Raw genomic sequence first — 23,683 nt, 5'->3', positions numbered from 1 at the left:
TACTTTTCCAAAACAACCTGAGAAATGAAATCAAATTCATGTTCTTAAGTTCTGGATTCGCTGTAATTTCAGAACTAATGGAAAGATGATCTTCTTCTTGAAGAACAGTAATAAGTAATTACAGACGATCAGAAAGAATTCAAATCATTAATCACTTACGCTGTTAAATGAATAACTCCATCTGTTTAACATCTCCTAACCGCTCTAGCGAAATCGGCGCATGATCACGGAAATAAGCCTGATTGATTTCCTTTTCTTTGGTCATGACCAGCTTGCTTCCATTGGCAGCTTGTCTGAGCCTACAGCTAAAGACGACTGGGAAATAGTCCTTGAGGAATTTGCCTTCCGCATGCGCAGTGAGTGCTATGATCTGAAATCCAAGCTGCTCAGCGATAAAAAATACAGGACTTAATACATGGTCGCTCGATGCCTTCCCGAAGGGATTATCCAGGATCACGGTGCGATGTCGCTTCATGTTCGCTTGAATATGTTGACGTTTTTCAGCGACATAGTTCAGTAATCCTAAGAATAACGTCATATTCTTGCTCCATTTTTCCCCGCCTGACCAATTATTAGACTGTTCCCATGAGAAGGAAGCCTTCGTTACGTTATTCTCATTGGTGACTTTACGGCACGATACTTTCATAACTTTTTCTTGCAGAACAATCTGCAGAAGCTGCTTGGTATCCAACCATTTTTCAAGCTCCTTCCGAACCGTTGATTTCACTTCCTGATCGTTATCATCGCGGTAATGGCCTTTTTCCAGCTCGGTCAAAATCCATTCCAGATAATTGCGCAGATGATCTTTCGCCTCAAGTTCATCCCATTCAGGAATGAGAAAGGAGTAAATGAGCTTCCACTGATCCTCGACTTTAACTCTCGTTTTATTCGGAATATCTCGAAGTTCGGACGCGATCAGCTTCAAATGACTATGCACATGAATAATATACTGCTCGAGTTGCTGATTATGTGTACGCATTGTCTCTTCCGCGACATGATTGACACGTTCAATTCGGCTGTGCATTTTGTGCTGAAATTGTGTCAGATCCTGATAGTTGTCCTTGTTCTCGACACCTTGCTCAGCCATATCTCTCATCTTGACATCCTTAATTTGTTTCCGGCAAAAATCAATAAAATGCAGTCTAGCCTTCTTCACGGTTAACTCTTCTGCTTCCAGTTCTTTCATCAAGGCGATTAGCAACGCCACTGATTTCCGCACCCATTTCATTCTGTCATACGGAAATTCTGCTTTTTGCTCTTGTGTGATAAAGGCGGCCTGAATGAGTGAATTTTCAAACCCGTGTAAGATTTTGTATTGATTTAAGTAATCAATCACGTCTCCGATTTTACTTAATTGCGCCTGGATTTGCGTATATTGCTGCTGCAAGCCCGATTTCTGCTGTTGTAGACGTGTCTCCTCACTTTGGACGTGTACATCCTCTGCGCTCAGTGACTCCGAGAAGGTTAGTGGAAGTTCACCCGCATGGGTATCACTATACTGCTCAATTAGTAATTTAATTCTCGTTGCTAGTTCATTAAATAGCTTGTCGACCCTTGCAAATTCTTCCTTATCGCGCTTCAACCTTGATTCGTGTTCCTTGAGCTCGGACAATAGCTGCGACATCTGATCTTCACCCGTCACAGAGAAGGCAAGATCCTCGTTCAAATTCAGGTCCGCTTGTTCCAAGCGGAGCTTGCTCATCTCCCGCTCCAACGATGTTCTGCTAGCTTGGGCATGCTTCAACTCCGTTTCAAGCTGTTGGCGTCCTTGGGAAATATGGTTGAGCTTGAGATGCAAATCTTTTCTCTCTGTTTTCAACCAATCTAAGCTATGGTTCGCTTCAATGGGCTGCATATCCCCTAATTCAATATACAGATCTTGGCTCTGCAGACTCGCTTTTTCCGTTCTCAAAGCGTTCATTCTACCCTTCACGGATTCGCTCTGCAGCTTCGCTTGCTCCATAGAGCGCCGTCTCCCCTCCAGCTTATGTTGCTGATCGTCAGACTGCTGGGCAAGTTGGTCGATCACCCCGTTCAACGTCGCGATTTCTTTACCCAGCTCGACATACTTCCGCCCTTTTTCAATCCACTGTTGGAGTTGAACCATTTCCTCTTTTTGCTCGTCCAGGACGGCATTATGCTGCTGAATCACCTGCTCTACCTGACGAATGGATTTCTTGATGGCATCTTCTTGGCCTTCTAGCTCACGTACAGATTCACGTGTAAGTCCCACTCGCCGTTCCATTGCTTGCACAACCTCAAGCGGATATGCCAATAGGAATCGGCTAAAAGCAGCTTGAAGATCAGAAGTACGCTGCAGATCACTTTCCTTTTCTTTGCGTGCTGTCCGAACTTCCTCTCCTTTTTGAGAGACCGTATGCTTCCAGCTGTCAAATTCCGCCGACTCCGCATTATCACGCCAATGCTGCGGTTCAACCCATGCGCTATCCTCCACCGGTGTATCACCATTGGCCAGACGCGCCGCTTCCTGAGAAGAGATCACCTGAATTGGGAACTGCAAATCTTCCGCATACTGCCGCAGCTTACTTGTGACTAACCCAACTTCACCTTCCGTCGTAATCAACGTGACGGACCATAGGGGATGCGTCATCGCCCGCTCGGTTAATTTCAAACTCTGCAAATATTGAATACCTGTCTCCAATAACGTGAACTGGTTTCTCCACTTGTCCACCAAGCCTGCCACATAGACATCGGCAAAAAATATAGGCTGAGCGCTATAATCATCGATATAGCGAAAAGCTAGACGTTCTTTCAGCAAGTAAGCTTCCTTCTCGAGCAAAAGCTTGGCAATATCCTCGCTAAGCCGTTCTTCAATCGAACTCTGCTTCTCATAAACAGACGAGAGTCTCCCCCATGAAGACCTGTACGAAGCGATTTCTTCAAGCATGGATTGCTGATCTTTTTTAAAAGATTCGAGCTTATACTCTGCACTGGCACGCTCCACGAAGGCGGTCTTGAGGTTTTCACTCACGCCTACCAGTTGTCTCTCACTCTCCTCTTTACCAAATGCTAAATCCTTGTTCTTCTGCACCAGTTGAACATTACCCTCATCCAATTTCTGATAACGCTGAATCCAGTCCGTCATGCTGCCCTCCATGCTCTCGACGGCCGGATTGGCCAAAACATTGGCTCTCAGTTCGTCTCTATCTTTCTCGCGGGCTTGCACAATGGATCTATGTTCAATAAGTTGCTTATTCAATGCCTCTAATTCGCTCGAAAGATCACGCAGGATCATTTCCTCTAGGTTCAACCTATTCTGATGAGCAACTTCTTCCTGACTGAGCTTCTCTTCTTCAGCCTGCCACTCCTGCTCAAGCTTGCTGTAAATACTGCGAATTTGCCCGCCATTCTGGACCCACGCGTTCCGCAGAACATCCTCTTCTTGGGTACGACCGAATTGTTCAAGTCCCCGCTGCACATAGTTCATGCGCTCCTCGGCAGAGATCCACCGCTGCCTGTAATCGGCCAAACGCAACGAATAGTAACTTTCTTTAGCACTTCGTACAAGTTTTTCTTTAAACTCAACGTCGTCCTCAACCAATCTGAGCTTCGTTTCTAAGACAGATTGCTCCTGCTTTTGCTTCGCAATATGCAGCGATTCCTTCTTCCGAGCCAAACCCTGCAATTGTTCATCGCATGCCGACATCATCTGATGCCATTGTGAGAGCTTCGCGGTTTCCTCATTTTTCTGCTCATTGACGAGCAGCCAATAGGCCTTCGTTTCAGCTTGCGCAGCTGCATAAGCCACCTGCTTCGTATTCATCGTGGCATAACGAAGCACATACTGGTCCAATTCAACGAGTATTTTTTTGTTTTCTTCGATTTTTTCTTTTAATTCTTTATATTTTTTGAAGCCGTCCCTGTGCATTTCAAAATTATTCGCGAACTCGCCTTGTTCATATCCGGCCATGGCATCTTCTACCGTTGGGATCAACAAGCGATCAAACAACTGGCTCGTCGTTTTGCAATCATCGAAAAAGCTCTCCACACCGCCCTCTGAGCTATTGATCTTCGCAATACGTTCCCACTCTGAGGCGATAATGTGATAGTCGTTTTCCAATATTTTTTTGTATTCTTTTATCGTTTGTGGCATATTCGCATTCATTCTTTTCATCGTCATCTGATGGTAATAATCATGAATTTCGCCTCTATCCGCTGCTCGAAGATTGCCCGCACTTTCCTTAACGAAAGGAATCCGATCAATGGCATCCGGATCAAGCACCGGATAGTCATACACATACCGATACGAATCAATCCCTGTTGCTGTCAAAAACAAGCTGATGCATGTCACTACATATCTCCGAGGCCGTTCACTTAGAATCCACTCGATCGCAATGTGAGCAGGACCATTTTCGAGACTTAAAGTATCTCTTATTTTACGTCCGGCTAGCTCCTCATGCGGTAGGATGGCTTGAATAGCAGACTGGATAAAAACCGTCTTGCCTCCTCCATTTTCCAACAAAATCGCGCCGTTTTGCCCATCGAAATGAAATAATTCGTCGTTGTAACGCTTATTTCCATCCTCGTAGACGACATTCGTAAACCGTATTCTAGAGATCGCTGGCATGTTCGCTTCCCTCCCCCTCAAGTGCATCGCTTTGATATAAAAACTCCAAAATACCGCGGTTATACTCCAATTCCATAAAATAACGCTGCACAACGACTTTAGCCTTTTCGGTCAATGTAATTTCTTGATTGCCAATATCGATCACTAGTTCTTGCGCGATAAGAAACTTGCGGACAGAATCCATAAAGCTGACCCGGCTGATCGTATTCCCGCTTTGCTTCGCAGCCGTCTCCTTGATATCGTCCATGGCACTCCATTTTTCAATTAAAGCCGTCCAATTATACGAAAACTCCTTCTCCATCTCTTTTAATTCTGCTTCAGGATGTGTCTTCAATAACGCAATACGCTCATTCACAAGCGCTGTCCACTCCTCAATCCCGATAAAACTTCTCGTGGGCTCCATCGTTTGATAGCTATCATAGAAAGCGCCAATGAGTACAATGATACTGACATACATCAGATAAAGATCCGCATTCACGGCGTTTGCCCGAAGATACGTTCGTTTAATCACTTCATTATTCAAATGAAAAGGGGATAGCCTAGTCTCAGGAATCATATACAATTGTTCGCCGGCAATGATCGTGACGCAATCGACTTCTTGCGCAAATTGATCCACAAGTCCTCGTACCACGTCGTCCGCCATGTAGGCTTGAAGCCACTCTTTCCCCACCTCGTTATCACGGGCAAGCAAAGTATAGATCCGAAATGCTTTCATTACTGTTCCATTTTCAAGTCCGATTGTCATCCTGTTCTCCCCACGAAATCAACATATTCTGTATACTAAACTTATCATTCACCTTAATCATGTCCTTTTGTTCAACAACGACCAAGCAGCGATTCCCCAGAAGTGCATACATATCTTCCAACAATGTTCCCTGCTCTTCATTCTGATGCTTATCCATATCCACCGCCCGAAGGGGGCTTCTTTGATGCAGATAAATCCAAAAATCATAGAAGGCTCTCTCGCCCAACAGACTTGCATATTCGGACGCTTCGAACAGCTCTATACAAGGTTTCAATTCAACCTGGACCTGCTCTTCCATCATTTGCAAAAGCTGTTTCATCAGAAGCTTGTACAACTTTTTCTGCATCGTCTGATACTGATATTCATGGCTGTCTTCGCCAATTTCAAGAAATTTGTCATCCCGCTCTTGTCCGCTACTGTCTTCAAGCATATTTTGCTCGGCCCACACCGTCAACGGCGACCACATCTTTGTCTCCTGAATCGATAAGAACGGAGCTATTACACCTTTCATAGTATCTAAAGGCAATGGCGTACTAAAAATTAGAGAAGCAATATCCTGATCGAAATTAAAGGAATCGAGTCCCGTATAATATAAAGATTCTTGCGCTGCACCCAAGGCATGTGATTTCAACACCATACTCTGGTGAAAAAGAACGGAATGCTCACCATGTACCTTCTCCAACTCCTTAGATATGCGTAATATTAACTCATAAGGTCGTTGATCTGCCTGTCTAACGATTTCCGCCTGAACGCGATCCTTGGTTTCTTTCACGAATTGTCGTAATTCTTCAAACTCCTCATTCTCCATTTGCAATCGCAAATAAATATCTTCCAGCAACCCTTTATAACGTCCGAACGTTTCTTCCGACACAATGTTTCTTTTTAACTCATGCTCCAGCTTAACCATCCGCTCCTGCAGAGCTTCCACGTCGATCCGCATTTCATTAATTTGCCGCAGTGCGCCTTCGAACTCACCCTTTTCCAATTGCTTGCGGAGCACCAGTTGGTGAATCGACAATTGGAATTCCGTATAAAATTCCTTGGTCGCAAAAATAAGCTCCAACCCATCCTCGTCGAGCGTGTAGTACTGCGTATTCGTTTTTAAATCGAAGGCATTCGCTTTCAGAATCGAAATATAAATATGCTCCGTCTGACCGGATTCCCAATTCATAAACGTAAAATCCCGTTTTTTCCCTGTCGTCGGACGAAATACTTGCGTTATCTGCCTAGCCAGATCCTCAAATCCGACATCGTCCAAATCAATGAAAATCCCCGTCACCTTTAAAAGAAACTCGGCTAAGTCTTTGACACCTGCCTTGTTATTTCGCATCAACTTCTGTTCAAAGAAGTAAAGCAGCGTCAGTAGCCCGAGCTCCATGAAATCAATCGGTTTATTTTGTCGATCCGTTTGGCGCTTTCTTTGAAGCTCATAGAGCGGATCAAAAAGCGCCAGCTTGGTCATACGTTCCCGAAACCCGGAAATCACCTGACCAATTTCTAAGTAGTCCATGATGTGTGCCTCCAAATCCTGCAAAGCTCGTGGGTAGGTAATATTTCTTGGGGAAAATAGCCGCCCGTTGCTAAACACTGGATAATTTTCATGTGTTCCTCCTCCGTAAAATGAGATACAAATGCTTGCAAAGCCTGCTCATTGCTACGATGGTTTTCTTTTCCGTAAGCAAACTCCATGCTCAAACATGATCTGTAAAAGGGAAGGGCCAGACTAACCGGTCTGCCAAAAATAGCAAGCACACGCTCATTGAGTAAATGCCATATAGAAATTCCTTCTCTATCTATATCACCAAAATAGTAGAATTCATGCGCAGCATCCCTGAGCGGAAGCTGCATCGGCAGCAGCTCTATGCTTTTCGTTATACGATAGCCGCCACCAAAAATTAATGTAGTAAACGGGACATCCGGCAATGCCTGCAGAAGTGCTTGATACGTTGTTTTATTTTCAACGATCAGATGCCTATGAACCTCACTCGTTAAACGATATGGATTCACAGCAAACATCACGGGATCATCAACAGGAATAATCAGTAGCTTGTCCCACAAGCCAATTCGAGTCAGCAGCTCTTTCCCTTGCTTTTCTGTTATCCATTTTTCATCTGCTACAAGCTCAAAACTTCTCTCCGGCGCCGGTACAGGGGTGCTCGGAAGCATCCCCCTCTTCAAATAAATATCGATCCGTTCAATATAGGGCCTATCTCGCTCCCAAATGTCAGCTCCTAACGAATAATAGCTATCCAGTTGAATGGCAGAATGCAGAAGCAGTCTAGCTTGGTGAATATCCTTATTTGTATCTTCCTTTAACCGCTTCTTCTGCACTCTATATTGGTAGGCAAGAAATGGTGGTTTACTTGTTCTCCCGTTACTCTTAACCATCTCTATTATTTTCTCTGCTTCCAGCTCTAGTACCGACTGAGAGAATTGGTCAAAGGTACATAGCTGACCTTGAAAAAGGACTTCTAATTCATGAAGAGTAACTGTGGCTTTCTTTATTGATTGTAAATATGTGCGTATCTGAGTGATGGGATCCATGATCATTACTCCTAATAGAGTGGGATAGTTCTATTATATCAGAAATTAACTTCTGAACAGTTCATGTAAGGTGACAGAAAATATTACCTTCTTTTTAGATAAATTCCCACCGCAATTCACCACATATCCCCCGCGCACTTGAATATATTTAATAACAAGCTTTATTTCCCTATGTCTGATTAGCGTTCTGCTTATCATAAACGCCAAGGAGGTGTCCCCATGACAGAGCCCTTATTTATCGTTTCCAAAGAGGATTGGTCACTCCACCGCAAAGGATACCAAGATCAAACCAGACATCAAGAGAAGGTCAAAGAAGCCATCAAACAGAACCTTCCTGATCTGGTTACAGATGAAAGCATTGTCATGTCCAACGGTAAACAAGTCGTGAAGGTACCGATAAAAAGCTTGGATGAATACCGCTTCCGTTATAACTTCAACAAAGGCAAGCATGTTGGTCAAGGAGACGGCGACTCACAAGTCGGCGATGTATTGGGAACAGATCCACAGCCTGCACAGGGTCCAGGTAAAGGAGAAGGCGCGGGTGATCAAGCCGGTGAAGACTATTACGAAGCCCAAGTGAGTATGGAAGAGCTACAAGCGATGTTATTCTCGGAGCTTGAGCTACCGAATTTACAGCAAAAAGAGAAACGGAACATGACGACCACTGAAGTTATTTTCAACGATATTCGTAAAAAAGGGATCATGTCCAACATCGACAAGAAACGTACGATACTGGAAAATATGCGCCGCAACTCTCGCTCCACCTCACCAGGTATTCATCACATCAGCCCGGATGATCTTCGTTTCAAAACATGGGAAGAGATCGAGAAACCGCATTCCAATGCGCTTATTATTGCCATGATGGATACCTCTGGTTCCATGGGCTCCTTCGAGAAATACATAGCCCGCAGCTTCTTTTTCTGGATGACTCGCTTCTTGCGCACGAAGTATGAGAATGTTGAAATTGTGTTCATCGCCCATCATACAGAGGCGAAAGAGGTTACAGAGGAAGAGTTTTTCACCAAAGGTGAAAGCGGAGGGACGATCTGTTCTTCCGCCTACCAAACAGCCATCGATATTATAGATAAAAGGTATCCCCCTTCTCAGTTTAATATTTATCCGTTTCATTTCTCAGATGGCGATAATTTAACCTCGGATAACGAGCGCTGTGTAAAGCTGATCTCGCAATTAATGGAACGGTCGAACATGTTTGGCTACGGGGAAGTGAATCAATATAACCGCAGCTCTACGCTGATGTCCGCCTTCCGTCATATTAACAATCCGAAATTCCTGCATTACGTCATCCGTGAGAAAGGTGAAGTGTATAAAGCGTTGAAAACCTTTTTCACCAAACAGGAAGGAGTGCCTGCACAGTGAGTAAATCCGAAATCCAGAAGTTGGAATATGCCATTGATGAAATTACGGAGATCGCGAAAGGCTTTGGGCTCGACTTCTTTCCCATGCGTTACGAAATCTGTCCGGCAGAAATCATTTACACCTTCGGTGCCTATGGCATGCCAACGCGTTATAGTCATTGGAGCTTTGGTAAAAATTTTCATCGCATGAAGACCCAGTACGATTTTGGACTCAGTAAAATTTACGAATTGGTCATTAATTCGGACCCCTGTTACGCCTTCCTTTTGGACGGAAATTCCCTGATTCAAAATAAACTCATCGTCGCGCACGTGTTGGCTCACTGCGACTTTTTCAAAAATAATGCACGCTTCTCCAAAACGAATCGTAATATGGTGGAGAGCATGTCCGCCACGGCCGAGCGCATTCACCAATATGAAATTCAGTACGGGATCGATGAGGTTGAACAATTCATAGACGCCGTACTTGCCATCCAAGAGCACATTGATCCTGTACTAACGCTAACGTATGGCCAATCTCGCAAACGCCAAGAAAACAACAAAGCGGCTACACCAGCGGTACGGTTGGAAGCTACCTACGGGTATGAGGATTTATGGGATTTAGATAGCCGACACAAACCTCTCGTTTCACTGGATAAAGAAGATACGAAACGTTTCCCGCCGAAGCCGGAGAAGGACATTCTTCTTTTTATAGAAGAGAATGCCCCCTACATGGAAGAATGGCAACGTGATATCTTGACCATGCTGCGCGATGAAATGCTCTACTTCTGGCCGCAGCTCGAAACCAAAATCATGAACGAAGGCTGGGCTTCATACTGGCATCAGCACATCCTGCGTGAAATGGACTTGACCGAGGAAGAAACGATCGAGTACTCCAAGCTGAACTCCTCCGTCGTCGTTCCCTCTCGTCATTCATTGAATCCTTATTATCTGGGCGTGAAAATATTTGAAGACATCGAGAAGCACTGGGATGCGCCGACGGACGAAGAAATTCGCAGATTCGGACGAAAACCTGGGCAAGGCAGGAAGAAGATCTTTGAAGTACGTGAATACGAATCTGATACCTCGTTCATCCGTAATTATTTGAATAAACCGTTGGTTGAAGAGTTAGACCTGTATGTGTTTGAGAAGAAGGGCCCTGAGTGGAAAATTACGGATAAAACGTGGGAAAATACGCGCGATCAGCTTATTTATTCCAGGGTGAATGGCGGTTTTCCCTACATCGTGGTGGAAGACGGGGATTACCAGCGTAACGGCGAGTTGTATTTGAAGCACGCTTTTGAAGGTGTGGAACTGGATCTGAAGTATGTGGAGCGAACGCTGCCGTATATTTATAAGCTGTGGGGAAAGACCATTCATATGCATACAGTTGTGGAGGATAAACCGGTGTTGTTTAGCTTTGATGGGAAGAAGCATCATCGGCGGTTTTTGTAACTCGGATTGGAAATGAAAAATAACCTCAGCCACCACGTTGGATGCGTGAGGGTTGAGGTTTTTTGTTGTAGCTGGGCTTCATATGGCCAAGGTTTTTAAAATTCGGGCAAAAAAAACCGACTCACCTATGAGCCGGTTGTCATTCAATATTTTAGATTACGTTTCATGGCGCCGTGCTTGAACGAGGTAATCACGTATCGCTCACCGTTATCCAACACCTTGTAGGACACAATATAGTGGTCCACTATGCAGTAATAGGTGTCGCGGTATTCACGCGAGGGCATCATTGTTCCCATTCTAGTGACCTTCTGCTCCACTCGCTGAATTAAATTGATCTTATATTCGATGGTTTCCAGCTCGCTGTAATGATCGCTCTTGATTTGTCGAAATCGATTTCGCGCCGTTTCGGTCCATTGAACGATCAATTACAATTCACCACGCTTAATCGCTTCAACCATCTCTTGAGTGGAATAAACTTTCCCTTGGATTAAATCTTTCTCGGAAGCCTCGATCATTTGTCGGATTTCCGGATCGGAATCAAACTCATCGACAGGGCTATAGACTTCATACTCCATGCCTGCAATACGGATGAACTCTTTGTGGTCTTTCAAATAAGAGTCAATGACACTGCCGTCTGGAGCTTTGAGACTGAATTGCATGAGCTTGGCCTCCTTAAATGTTTTCGTAGAAAACATGACTTCGTCAGCATATTCTATGCTTTGCATTATACCACATTCAGTGCTGAAGCTGAAACAAGTTCAAGATGACTGCTGCAAATCAAGTACTTCCTTCATATATAGTTTGACAAAATTTAAAGCTAAGTTGCCAACAGCAACCTAGCTTTGAATGAATCCAATATTCAACTATTGAATTTTCTTTCCTGGTTTTGCTTATAGGTCATGCCATCGGAGTCCAACCATTCCATAGGACCTGCAGCTGATCGTCCCAAGATTACCGCCGCCGCTGCGCTAATACTTGTAAATATGGCATTTTCTTTAAAGATATACAAGTTTCCATTATCCGTCAAAACATTCGTCGCAATTAGTTTCTCTCGGAGCTTGAGATAGCCTTCTGGAAATGAATTTTGCACCTGCTTCAAACACTGCGAGTTCTCTAATACAACGAACCCTTCTTCGGTTTCAATCAACATTGCGTCAGCCAATTTGCTCTTTAAATAATACATTTTTGAATCGACTGTTTGCTGTAATTCATTATGATTATAATTAGATGGTTTATATACAGATGAAACAAGGAACATGAAATTAACTACTGGCAAAATCAATTTAATTTGTTCCAAATAAAATTCCATATCGGATCGATCTGCTTCCGGTAGCGTAGTCAACTCAGGATTTACGCTGTTATCAATTTCAGCAGCTTTAGCTTCACGAGCTAATCCAATGATTTTGGATTCAAGATACTTAATATGAGATTTCGTTAACATTTCATCTTTACTGACGAATGCTACCAACTCAACAAAATCTTTTTCTGAGTTAGCTAAATGTTGTTTCAACCTCTTCTTGAGATTCTCTGCCTCCCCAATATAGACGCGCTCATTAAAGTTCTCGCTATTGGGCATGGATTTAAGAATGTAAACACCTGGTCGTTCAAATTCTTCACGATCCAAAATCTTAGCTAATGAAGACCGCTGCGAATAGATGGCTTTCCCAGACCAATTGCCTATTTCAATTGTTCTCGGACCTGTAGCTAAACCATCGATTAGGAATATCGTAAGTTTCTTTCCCATTGAGATCTCCTTTAACCTAAAAAAATAACTTGTGTTTACGTTTTCTTGCGTTGAGATATTGTGAAGATCACGTTACTTCCTTGCCAGTGTAAATACCATATTCTGAGATTACAAGTTTATTGCCAGTGAACTGTTCAAACGAAGAATTCCTTAAGAAATTCTTCGTTTGAACACGGATTAAATACGTTTAAAAAATAGATTTCCAAGTCGTCCACAGGTAGGGATCGCCCCTCAACCCCCATTGAACAGGGCGTTCGCGAAATATTAATGATACGCTTTTTTCCATCTGTGGAACCGCCCTCCCATGCATCCAATGTTTCTCTTCTATTCATCATTTCCATAAAGAGCTTCTGTCATAATTTTGCTATTTATCGAAGCTGTAAGACGAATTATTCCTCAATTAAAATAAATGCTATGATACACCGAGTATCCTAGCTTCATTTAATCCAATTCGGAAAGTGACAAGTATGCTAACGCACTTTTAGAGCCAAATTTCTTCAATAATTTGTCTGTTTGCCCTTGAAGCTTTTTTAATAGACTGACAGGTCCCTCTGTCCCTTCAAATGATAATCGCCCTTTGTCTTTACCTTCTTCTTCAACACTCCACTTTTCCGGAATAAACACACATTCAATCCTCCCGCGATTTATTCCAACTGCATATGTTATTGGAATCCAGCCAAAATGAAATAACTCTAAAAAAATAGGTTATTTGGTCAGAAAAACGGAGGATCATTGAAAAGCGGCATGTTTTCGAACCTCCCAATTTACGATCTAGCATATAGGGAATTAGACATTCCAATGATTTCTAGCAAAATGGTTTTTTTCAAAAGTTAACATTTCAAAAAACATCATCCTAAAGCAACACATTATGATGTAAATTATTTAGAATTATTATATGATTAGTAAATTCTAGCATTTACCAAAAAAGGAGTGTGAACTGTGGACAGCTTTCAATTATTCAATATTAAGAGTTTTAAGAATTCTGGAGAAATCGAAATTAAACCCATAACTATTATCATCGGGAAAAACAGTAGTGGTAAAAGCAGCCTAATCCGTTTTCCGATTGTGTTAAAACAAACATTACTTGAGAACATAGGACCCCTACTTTTTTACGGAAAACTCCTTGACTATGGAAATTTTGAGGATGTTGTTTTTTTTCATGAGGAAGATGAAATCATTGCATTCACATTAAAATATCAAGCCAAGATGATTAAACATGTTCTTTACAGATATTTTGGTCCACGTAAGAATAGGATCAATATAACCGATGAGGTTTCGATATATGTTGAAATCGGGAAGACGTCTGATAAAAAAAATGTATGGTCGGATATCGAGATAAAAAAATTGTTAATCAAAGACGGTGAGAATGTAATTTTTGGTTGTGAATTAAATAAAGAAAACAGTTATACAACTGTAATGTTTGGCATATCTGCCAAACTAAATTTAATATTTAATACTTTTGTTCCAGAAATAGATTTCGAAGAATTTGGAAGACTAATAGAGGGTGTCGATAATGAATTAAATGAAAAATTTCAAAATATTCGTCACTTTTTAAGAACAATTGAACTAGTAATTGAGGAAACTATGCTTAGAATTAATTATCTTGGTCCATTCAGAAGAACACCTGACCGAAATTATCGTTATCAACAAGCAAGTATGCTAAACCTAGGAGCCGATGGTGAATACACTTCTGAAATACTTGCTAGTTATTATAAGAAGAAGGACCATGTTTTTTTTGAAAAACTTAATAATTGGTTAAAACAACATCTAAGGATCAATATCCATGTAGAAGATCTTAGTGGAGGAATGTACAGAATCCTCGTTACAGATCTAGACACAGGTGTAATTAATAATATTCGAGATGTAGGTTTCGGACTTTCCCAAGTATTACCTATTATTGTTCAAGTTTTTATTAATAACAATGCGGTAGAAAAGACAAATTTTCGTATGCGAAGCAGCATTTTAAACAACCTTTTAAAAAAAATAAATATTATAGAGCAACCAGAACTTCACTTACATCCTGCTGCACAATCTTTATTAGCAGACCTATTTATTGCAGGAAATAAAATCGACAAGAAAAATCATTATGTTATTGAGACACACAGCGAGCATATACTATTGCGCTTACGTAGAAGAATCTTAGAGAAAAAAATTTCGGCTTCCAATGTAGCGATATACTTTGTGGAAAAACAAAATAGTACCGATAATGGGTCAATAATTAGAAAACTCAATGTTAATGATGATGGTTTTATAGACGATTTTCCAGAAGACTTCTTTGACCAGGATTACAAGGAAATCATCGAGATCAACAAATTAAGATCGAAAAACAGTGCAGGAGTCGAAGAAGAATGGTAATTAGTGTATCACCAAGACTTTGGGACCGCGCTCGTGGCGGAGATCAAATCATAATAACTGCTATAAAACAAATATTAATTTTAGTTGAGACTGGTAAACACTTAATAATATTTGAAAATTACATTGAAATTGATAAAATAATAAATTGTGATTATTTTAGTAGTTTTACCGAAACCTTACTAGCCCAATCTAAACAAGATTTCTACACAAATAGATTGAATCACAAAATGGTTGTTAGAGTAACTGATAAGCAACATACCCCCAATAATCCAGACTCGAAAATTTGTTTTAACGGAAATTTGGTTATTCACAATAAAGACTCTGTTGAACATCAATATCTTCATTACGAATTTATCGAAACTTACCTTGCTCGTCCTCTTTATATTGTTGTTGAAAATAGCGATTCTGATAAGGCGTTCATTAAAACTGTCTACGATATTATTGTTAATGCGGATATCGAATTAGATTTTGACATTGATGTAAAGTTGAATATGGATGCCGACACTAGAATAGAATTTAGGCTTGGTGGAGGAAATACCACTCCAAGGGTTATCAACTCATTCATTTTTCCGACTAGAGCTGTTTGTATTGTTGATAGTGACAAAAAGTATCCAGAGCAAGAGCTCGAAGAAAAAATATCAAATTTGAAACAGGAATGTAAAGAAAGAAACTTCGACATAATAGTTCTTCAGAAACGCGAAATAGAAAATTATCTGCCCGATAATGCAATAAAAAAGTGGTTAAATGACCAAAGCAGATACTCAGAACTAAATCATCATTTTTTTAATTTTAACGAATTACAAAAATCCTATTTTGACTTAAAAAAGGGTATTGTTTGTAAGGAATATACTGAAACAAATGAAATAAAGAGTATATTCGAGAATTTTTTTCATGCCATTGATTTAAGTACATACGAACCTAAAGCAAAAATTTTAGATGGATTCGGAAGTCATGTTTGGCAAGCTTTCAATGAGGTATCATGTGGAATAGATGGTTTTGGACACGATAGCAAAGAAGAGTTTACTAATATCGTAAATACAATTCATTCCAAATTATAAGCACCTTAGCGATACGAAGGCTGGGCTTCATACTGGCATCAGCACATCCTGCGTGAGATGGACTTGACCGAGGAAGAAACGATTGAGTACTCCAAGCTGAACTCCTCCGTCGTCGTTCCCTCTCGTCATTCTTTGAATCCTTATTATCTGGGCGTGAAAATATTTGAAGACATCGAGAAGCACTGGGATGCGCCGACGGACGAAGAAATTCGCAGATTCGGGCGGAAACCTGGGCAAGGCAGGAAGAAGATCTTTGAAGTACGTGAATACGAATCCGATACCTCGTTCATCCGTAATTATTTGAATAAACCGTTGGTTGAAGAGTTAGACCTGTATGTGTTTGAGAAGAAGGGCCCTGAGTGGAAAATTACGGATAAAACGTGGGAAAATACGCGCGATCAGCTTATTTATTCCAGGGTGAATGGCGGTTTTCCCTACATCGTGGTGGAAGACGGAGATTACCAGCGTAACGGCGAGTTGTATTTGAAGCACGCTTTTGAAGGTGTGGAACTGGATCTGAAGTATGTGGAGCGAACGCTGCCGTATATTTATAAGCTGTGGGGAAAGACCATTCATATGCATACAGTTGTGGAGGATAAACCGGTGTTGTTTAGCTTTGATGGGAAGAAGCATCATCGGCGGTTTTTGTAACTCGGATTGGAAATGAAAAATAACCTCAGCCACCACGTTGGATGCGTGAGGGTTGAGGTTTTTTGTTGTATTAACGGGAAACTACATTCACAAGTCACATTACCGCACCTATGTACTTTTGCAAACTATCCTCCACACATTCGGAAATTAATTGCACGAACGGTTTTAAATCATTTCCTATACTTGCTAACTCTAAAGATTCATAATATCTCATTCGAGCTTCATTTGCAGCTTTAACAATGGCTGGCGGAAATCCGTATTTCATTAAGATTAAATTCATTAAAAGTCGTGCTGTACGCCCATTACCATCAGAAAAAGGATGTATGTAAACGAAACGGAAATGAAATTCCGCGGCTAGTTCAACTGGATGCAATTTATCTTTGTGTTCATCATACCATTGAATCAACTGTTCTATTTTTTCGGAGAGCACTGAAAAGTTTGGAGGGGTATGTTCTGAGCCTGATATCCTAACGTTTATCATCCGGTATCGCCCTGCATTCTCATCGTCAATGTTTTTAAGTACAAGATGATGAATTGATTTTATGATGTACTCAGTCAATTCCATGCTTCTATTTACTAGATCTTGTACGTAATAAATCGCTTCTGAATGGTTAACGACTTCAAAATGCTCACGTAGCTTTTTACCACCTATTGTTAAACCTTCTTCTAAAACCAATTTAGTTTCTAAAAGTGTTAAAGTATTTCCTTCAATCGCATTAGAGTTGTACGTCCACTCGACTCGATAGACTTGTTCCAGATTTCTTACTGCAGCCGCTGGCAAAGGACGTAATTTATCTAATTCACTTTTCAAAAGATCTATTTTACCAAAGGTCATATTGCCCCTCCCGTCCTACTTTTATTACCATTATATCACAGAGCCTCAGGAAAATTTCCGCATCCAAAATAATTGATCAGTATTTTGTAATCTTCTTTAGTTAAGACTCACTTCTGTGTTTGCTTCATACGGATTCCCCTTTTTTGTCCAGTCGTCTATCCAACACCACATACCTCTCATGCCCTATAAAATAAAGCCCCGCTTCCTTCACCTTATACCCGAAAGTCTGCTCCCACTCCCGCTCATAGGTCATCACCTGCGGCCGGTAGAAGCGAACAAACTCCTCTTCCTTCCCCGCCTCGAAGTGATCCGTCTTGAAATCAACGATCACCCAACCGTCCTCTTCTTCGAACAAGAAGTCGATGACACCCTCGACATAGACAGTACGCACAGTGTCAGCCAATGTCTCTTCTTCTACAGAAACTGCAGCTTCCGTGGCCGAGTCATCCCCCACAGCAATCTCCTCAGCACTTTTCTTAAATAAAAGCCTCACTTCGTGCAGGCGTGTTTTCGCCCTTCGCGCTCGCATCCAGAGCTCACTCTTCGTAAAAGCAACCACAGCAAGAACGGCTTCCGCTTCGAAATCCGCGGCCACCTTGAGCTGATCTGCCAGCATGGCCATATAGGCCGCAAGCTGCTCGCCTGCCATGCCTTTACCGGCAGCTTCAATGCCCATATGCACAAGGCTTCCATAAGCCATGCCGCGTCCTTCGGAGGACCATTCGGGTACTTCCCCCGAACTCTTGGTCAGACCAGTGACAGATGCCCGCGCGTAGGTGGACTGCCCCAGTCGCACCACTTTCGCAGCTCGTTCTGCCATGAACCCGGCTACATCCAGCTGCCCGGTATATTCCGCACGTTCCTCCGCCTCAAAGGCAGGAACTTCAAGCTCGGGAACCATCTCCATCCCGAGCAGGAGTGGACTCCACGGGCTTTTCGCCGGTTGCTCCGGATACTGGCTGATGACTAGCATTTGCTTCGCGCGCGTAGCTGCAACGTACAAGAGTCGATCCTTTTCAGCGTTCATAAACTCACGCTCTCGGAGATTCATCGCCTCCCAACCGACAGGTTGAGCCAATGTTTCCTTCGCAAACTCGTACTTTTGCTGCGAGATGGTAAAATAGCCAACGGCCGGATCTACGGTTCGGTCGACATATTCTGTTGCATCGTGATCCGATTCGCTACAAGGGCAAGCGAGAAAGATTACAGGTGCTTCCAGCCCTTTCGCCTTATGCAGGTTCATAATGCGCACAGACTGGTTCCGTCCCGCATATAAGCTGGAGGTTTCGACACCTCTGCCTTGGCACCATTCCGCAAGTGTGTCGGCCAAAGCCCCCCAACCAGCCGCGCTGTTGATTTCATCCTGTAATTGCTGCAATAGCTTGATTAGCGTCCCCGCGCGTGTCGATCCTGCTTCTTTCTGTGACGCATGGACGAGCAGACCCATATCCTCCATGATGCGGGTTAACGCTGTTACTGCTGGCAGCTTACGGGTCCAAGCGTAGTAGGTGCGCAGCTTCTCCAGCACGCCATATACAGGCAACGCTTCCACAACATCTACACCTTCATCAGGTGACACCAAATAGTGGAAAGCAAATCCGGCCTTTTTATAGTCGTAGAGCTCCTGATCACTAATGCCAAACAGCTCGCCGCGAAGCACAGATAGGAGCGCAATTTTATTTGAAGGATCTGCTATACAGGTAGCCAACTGCGCCAAACTAAACATTTCTGGATAAATGGCCGCGCTGCCAGCCGTATCTGCCGGAATTCCGCAGCGATCCAGTGCTTCCGCATACAGACTGATGAACTCTCTCGTTTTCAGCAAAATAAGAAAATCACTCGGCACAGCTCTCCGCACCTGATACTCGCCATTCGCATCTCTCTCCTGGATGTTCAGCCCATTCTTGCCACAGGCCCAAGCGATATAGGCCGATACACTTCTCGCATCTTCGTTGGCAACGGCTGCCTTGCCCCCGGCCATTTTCGGATACGTCAAGGTATGGATGCCATGTGTGGCCTTTTTCTTAGCGGCAGGATTCGGAGACTGCGTCTGCATGTTCACAAAAGCCGCCTGTTCCTCGCTCGCTACCTTCGGAAATTTTGACTCAAACTGATAGTTCACATAGTCGCCAATCGCCTGCACAGATCGGAAATTAGCATGAAGCTGCAGCACATCCCCAGACTCTGCGATTCTGCGCTTCACTTCGTTATAGATGGAAATATCCGCACGGCGGAAACGATAAATCGATTGTTTGGGATCACCTACAATAAATAAGGAGCCTGGACGCGGTTGCAGCTTGCGCCAATCTTGTTCACCCTCGCGCTCTCCGCTTCCAGTCAAAAGAAACATCATCTCCGCTTGGATCGGATCCGTATCTTGGAATTCATCCACAAGCAGCCGCTGGAATCTGCCAGCAAAATAGCCCCGCACAGCGGAGGATTCCCGAAGCATAGCTGTCGCCTTCTCGAGCAAATCCTGAAAGCTGACAACCCCCGACTCCGTTCTTCTCTGCTGCGCGTAGGCAACCGCTGGCATGACAAATTTAATGAACTTCGGATACAGATACTCTCGCCAAGCTCTCAGGAAGGGAAATAGAACGGTTATCTGCCCGTCTTGGAACCGATCCCGCATTTCCTTCGCCATGGCCTTCTCTGTCCAGCGATTTTGCGTGACCTCCAGCTTCTTATCGAACTCCATCGCCATCGACAGCACATGGAAGTCGTTCTCCCAGCTCCAATTGCGCTCTTTTTGCTTAATTAAACGCAGGACCTTTTGTAGCGCATCCCAACCTTTTTCCGGCTCATTGGACGGCATATAAGGCCACGCCAATGCCATCAATGGCGGTAAGGACAAACGAATCAAATCGAAGTCAGGCCGTGGCACATCAGACGCATCGATCTGCACATCGCTAAACATAGACACACGATCATACACAGCTTTCAGCGTATTCACGTTGATGCCGTACCCTTGAAGCTCCTCTAGCTCGTTTACCCGTCCAAGCTCTTCAAGCTGCAGTAAATAGTCGTCCCAACAACGGCTTTGGAATTCCGCCCCCGCTATTTCATCTAATTCTCTAAAGGCTGGATCCAATCCCGCCTCTACGGGACGCTCACGAAGCAGCATGCCACAGAAGGCATGAATGGTACCTATGAAATTCTGATCGAGCCCTTCCATCGCGGCAGCATAACGCTGCTTTTCCCCAGCATCTTTCGCGCTGCTCAGCGACTTTTCCAAAGCCAAACGAAAACGCTCCCGGAGCTCATCTGCCGCTTTATTCGTAAAAGTAATCGCCGCAATCCGATCAACCTGTGCGCTCCCCGTTCGAATCAGAGACACCATTCGGCCAACAAGACTCGTCGTTTTACCAGAGCCCGCTCCTGCTTCAACTAATAAGTTGGTTCCCAGATCATCTACGATACGATTTCTAGCTTCCCAATCGTTAGGTCTAGTCAATGGCTTCCACCTCCAAGAGCTCTTTCAGCCTCACGGCATTATCGGGATCATTCTTTTTATCTGCCATGAAGGAAGCATGATTCACACAAACTGTCGCATAATCGCAATAACGGCAACGCCTCGCGTCCTCTGTCGGTATGTACACACCCTGTTCCATGGAGGTCAACAAACGTCTCACAAGTCCAGTCAGCACCTCACGCTTATCTTGCAAACGCACCACTTCCCGACCAACTCCTCTTGCCGTCGGAAAATAGTACGCTGACTCCGTAACCTGGGCATCCCTATCTCTTCCCGTATCCTTCAACCACTGCTCCGCCGCTAGCGCATACAGCGCATGTTGAAGCTGCGTTCCGTCGGCAAAATACGCATGGTCCCGATATTTCTCCGGACTCCCTGTCTTATAGTCGATGATCCTGTAGGTATTCGTACCAATCTGATCAATCCGGTCAATAAATCCTTTTAAAGTAAGAGAGGAACCGTCTGTCAATTTTAACGTCATTGGTTCGCCATCCATCGTAAGGTCTTGCTCAAAATAGAGAGGACGTGTCGTCTTTGTCAATTCTTCGTTATAGAACCATTCCACATCCTGACGGATCTCATCAGACTCTTTTTGCAGAATAAGCTGACTTGGTGCAGGTACTAACTGCTCGTAATCCGCCAATTGCTTTTCCGTTATGGCTTGCATAATCGTTCTGTCATGATTCGCTGGCAATGAGCCGCCCGACGTGATTTGCTTCAGATACTCATAGAAAATACGATGTAATAAGTTCCCGCGATCCATAGGTTCTAACCAACACGTTCGGTCATAGACGGCTTCATCTTTGGACCATATCCCCAGTACGTAACCGAAATAAAATCTCATAGGGCATTCGGCATAGCGTTCCAGCTGACTTGCACTAAACGCGCGTTGTCCCATTTCAGCGACTAATGTGTCTGATTGTATGAAGCCATCATGTGCTGTGATCGCGTTGGAAACGCGATTCATCACAGCTTGAGTACCTTTGTTCATATGCGGATACGCCGTATTCAACCTGTCTCGTCCGTTACGCAATTGATCGTGCCGATCCATCAACGCGACCGTCCATAGATCGGAACTGTCCAATGGCAGGAAGTTCACCTCACTTGTCGCCCTTTGAGATAAATAACTAACAGGCATGCCGAGCACATTCCCCATCGCACTGTAGTCTGCATCCGACATTTGATGCTTGTTTCGGAAAATTTGCAGAAGCTCAAAAGCAGGACTCGCTTGCTTTCCTTCTGCGATCTGATAAGAGGAGTAGCTTAAAGCTACATTCCCTGTAATGCTTCCTAGCCTTCTATGTTGATCTATTTTCACAAGTTTGCCGCGCTCTGATGCTAGTTGCAGATGAGCGCTAATGTTTTGCCTTTCTTCATTTAATAGAACCGGATCCTGACGAGATGACACAGACCAGTTATGTTCATCCATACCGACCATATATGTGAATGGCCTTCCCGTTAGGCCGCCACTCGAAAGCGATGAAATGTGGATAGCACCGGGTGAGGGTGTTGAAGCAGCTTTCACTCGAATACCGGATAGGAGTTGTGCGACATATTGTTGCGCAACGTCTTTCTTCATCAGGGAAGGCGAGATCGCATCCACAGAAGCTAGCGTGGCTGCCAGCTCATCGATTTCTTTGACAATACCCGCATCATCTTCATTCTGAATCGTACCGTAGTTCGTAATGATACGCTGTAACCATGTCAGGATAAAAGTTGGGCTCCATGCATCTTCACTCGGCCATTTTGCAAACATGCCTTGAAATATCTTTCTAAGACTGACTACCAGTGGCTTCTCTTCTGCAGCTCCCTTATCTTCAATCATTTCAAGCAAATCTAAATACCGCTCTTTGCCCCAACCAATAGGAAGCTTCTCTATTGTTCGAATCCACTCCGATGATCTGATGTTCTCATCCACATTCCGCAGCGATAAGCCTCCATCACGAAGCAAAGCAATGAAATCCGCAATGGGGAAGTCATTTTCGAGCCAATGTACCAGCTTAAGTAAGGTTCGGCCCATACGAGCGTATTGAAGCGGCAACCCGCCGCCATACGTGCAGGATATGTCCAACTCAGCGCTCAGTGTATGCATCGCACTTGCGTAGGCCTCATAATTCGATGCAATGACTTCGACCTGATCGAGGGGATTCTCCTGAGATAACGCCCTTCTCATCACTTCGCGAACCTCAGCCAATGTACCCGTTGCATGAAACAATTCCGCCTTGTCTGCCGGAAAATCAGATTCGGATGCTGTAAATGGTAAGCCAAGCTTTGGCTTCACTAAGCGTTCTCCAGCTATTGTCTGAAGGATCGTCTGCTGGACTTGGGAAAGCAAGCTATTCTCAGGCACGATAAACATAGTACCATCCGACTCAACTTCAACTAGCCCAGCTAACAGCATTTTATCCACGAAATGATGTTCCTCCAGCATCTTCTCATATCGCAGAAGGACTTCCCTCACATACGTCCCCTTACGGAAGTCAATGAAATAAGACAGTTCTAAGTCTTTGGCATGAACAAAGGCTTGACGTAAATCTTCAATGGAACGATGAAAACAGGAAACCATACCTGGTGTGATCATCGACTCTGATAAGTAGGGATCGCCCCCCTTCGTCAGTTCCATCATGATTTGCTGAATGATCCAGAACGATTGCTGAGGGCGAATAACCGTTTTCTTTTGCTGAAAAAGCTTAAGTGCAGCCTGTTTCAATGCCAGACTTTCTATCGTTTGTACCTCAACATTCACAACGTGGCCGTAGGCACGACAGACTTGATGCAGCCACATCTGTCCGTCAGCGAACCGAGGCGCAAGAAGTACCTTTTTGGACAAAGGAAATGTCTGAAAGTTCTCATGCAAGTTACGAATAAAGGCTGATACCATGGC

General features: G+C 43.6%; 15 protein-coding genes and 1 pseudogene. 5 read left to right on the top strand and 11 right to left on the bottom strand.

From position 1 onward, the window contains the following. Positions 1-163: 163 nt before the first annotated feature. Genes AC58PQ_RS05015 through AC58PQ_RS05000 form a run of 4 tightly spaced genes read right to left on the bottom strand, consistent with a single transcriptional unit; the run spans position 164 to position 7,877 of the window. Positions 164-4,588 (bottom strand): coiled-coil domain-containing protein, encoded by a 4,425-nt coding sequence (locus tag AC58PQ_RS05015; RefSeq protein ID WP_497240872.1) that lies wholly within the window; start codon positions 4,586-4,588, stop codon positions 164-166. Next, positions 4,572-5,333 carry a DUF6063 family protein gene (locus AC58PQ_RS05010; RefSeq protein WP_497240871.1) on the bottom strand — a complete coding sequence of 254 codons (762 nt, stop codon included), beginning with the start codon at positions 5,331-5,333 and terminating at the stop codon, positions 4,572-4,574. Before AC58PQ_RS05010 ends, AC58PQ_RS05015 begins: the two co-directional genes overlap by 17 nt. Beyond that, positions 5,317-6,843: a replicative DNA helicase gene (locus AC58PQ_RS05005; RefSeq protein WP_497240870.1), complete on the bottom strand. Its 1,527-nt coding sequence runs from the start codon at positions 6,841-6,843 to the stop codon at positions 5,317-5,319. Before AC58PQ_RS05005 ends, AC58PQ_RS05010 begins: the two co-directional genes overlap by 17 nt. Next, the gene (locus AC58PQ_RS05000) at positions 6,831-7,877 is read right to left on the bottom strand and encodes a Wadjet anti-phage system protein JetD domain-containing protein (RefSeq protein WP_497240869.1); all 1,047 of its coding nucleotides are present in this window, start codon (positions 7,875-7,877) and stop codon (positions 6,831-6,833) included. Before AC58PQ_RS05000 ends, AC58PQ_RS05005 begins: the two co-directional genes overlap by 13 nt. A gap of 219 nt (positions 7,878-8,096) precedes the next feature. Here AC58PQ_RS05000 and yhbH point away from each other — a divergent pair, with 219 nt between their 5' ends. Together yhbH and AC58PQ_RS04990 are read left to right on the top strand one after the other, a co-directional pair. Further along, a complete protein-coding gene (yhbH, locus tag AC58PQ_RS04995; protein ID WP_497240868.1) occupies positions 8,097-9,254 on the top strand; it encodes a sporulation protein YhbH in 1,158 nt (385 codons plus the stop codon). Next, entirely contained in the window at positions 9,251-10,684 is a 1,434-nt protein-coding gene (locus AC58PQ_RS04990) for a SpoVR family protein (protein ID WP_497240867.1), read from the top strand. The genes yhbH and AC58PQ_RS04990 overlap by 4 nt, the downstream gene beginning before the upstream one ends. 143 nt (positions 10,685-10,827) lie before the next feature. Here AC58PQ_RS04990 and AC58PQ_RS04985 read toward each other — a convergent pair whose 3' ends face one another. From AC58PQ_RS04985 to AC58PQ_RS04970, 4 genes are all read right to left on the bottom strand, one after another. Further along, positions 10,828-11,109, bottom strand: coding sequence for a hypothetical protein (locus AC58PQ_RS04985; protein ID WP_497240866.1), 282 nt, complete (start codon positions 11,107-11,109; stop codon positions 10,828-10,830). Beyond that, on the bottom strand, positions 11,110-11,343 hold the full coding sequence (locus AC58PQ_RS04980) for a hypothetical protein (RefSeq protein ID WP_497240865.1): 234 nt from the start codon (positions 11,341-11,343) through the stop codon (positions 11,110-11,112). It abuts the gene before it with no gap. 200 nt (positions 11,344-11,543) lie between these two features. Continuing rightward, on the bottom strand, positions 11,544-12,428 hold the full coding sequence (locus AC58PQ_RS04975; protein WP_497240864.1) for a GIY-YIG nuclease family protein: 885 nt from the start codon (positions 12,426-12,428) through the stop codon (positions 11,544-11,546). 441 nt (positions 12,429-12,869) lie between these two features. After that, entirely contained in the window at positions 12,870-13,052 is a 183-nt protein-coding gene (locus tag AC58PQ_RS04970) for a hypothetical protein (RefSeq protein WP_497240863.1), read from the bottom strand. A 315-nt stretch (positions 13,053-13,367) separates the two neighbouring features. Between AC58PQ_RS04970 and AC58PQ_RS04965 the strand changes: the two genes are divergently transcribed. The 3 genes and pseudogenes from AC58PQ_RS04965 to AC58PQ_RS04955 all read left to right on the top strand — a co-directional run. Further along, positions 13,368-14,783, top strand: coding sequence for a DUF3696 domain-containing protein (locus tag AC58PQ_RS04965; RefSeq protein ID WP_497240862.1), 1,416 nt, complete (start codon positions 13,368-13,370; stop codon positions 14,781-14,783). Continuing rightward, positions 14,777-15,841 carry a hypothetical protein gene (locus AC58PQ_RS04960; protein ID WP_497240861.1) on the top strand — a complete coding sequence of 355 codons (1,065 nt, stop codon included), beginning with the start codon at positions 14,777-14,779 and terminating at the stop codon, positions 15,839-15,841. The genes AC58PQ_RS04965 and AC58PQ_RS04960 overlap by 7 nt, the downstream gene beginning before the upstream one ends. A gap of 15 nt (positions 15,842-15,856) precedes the next feature. Continuing rightward, positions 15,857-16,492, top strand: a pseudogene (locus AC58PQ_RS04955) (SpoVR family protein); the annotation flags it as partial. Positions 16,493-16,586: 94 nt separating this feature from the next. Here AC58PQ_RS04955 and AC58PQ_RS04950 read toward each other — a convergent pair. The 3 genes from AC58PQ_RS04950 to AC58PQ_RS04940 all read right to left on the bottom strand — a co-directional run bounded on the left by AC58PQ_RS04950 (position 16,587) and on the right by AC58PQ_RS04940 (position 23,680). Then, positions 16,587-17,327 (bottom strand): Fic family protein, encoded by a 741-nt coding sequence (locus AC58PQ_RS04950; protein ID WP_497240860.1) that lies wholly within the window; start codon positions 17,325-17,327, stop codon positions 16,587-16,589. 124 nt (positions 17,328-17,451) lie between these two features. Next, the gene (locus tag AC58PQ_RS04945; protein ID WP_497240859.1) at positions 17,452-20,781 is read right to left on the bottom strand and encodes a UvrD-helicase domain-containing protein; all 3,330 of its coding nucleotides are present in this window, start codon (positions 20,779-20,781) and stop codon (positions 17,452-17,454) included. Next, entirely contained in the window at positions 20,774-23,680 is a 2,907-nt protein-coding gene (locus AC58PQ_RS04940; RefSeq protein ID WP_497240858.1) for a PD-(D/E)XK nuclease family protein, read from the bottom strand. The genes AC58PQ_RS04945 and AC58PQ_RS04940 overlap by 8 nt, the downstream gene beginning before the upstream one ends. Positions 23,681-23,683 lie beyond the last annotated feature (3 nt).

The sequence above is a fragment of the Paenibacillus sp. J22P143 genome (genome assembly GCF_059692035.1).
Note: the sequence above shows the minus strand (reverse complement) of the source record. Positions and strands in the feature narration are given on the sequence as shown.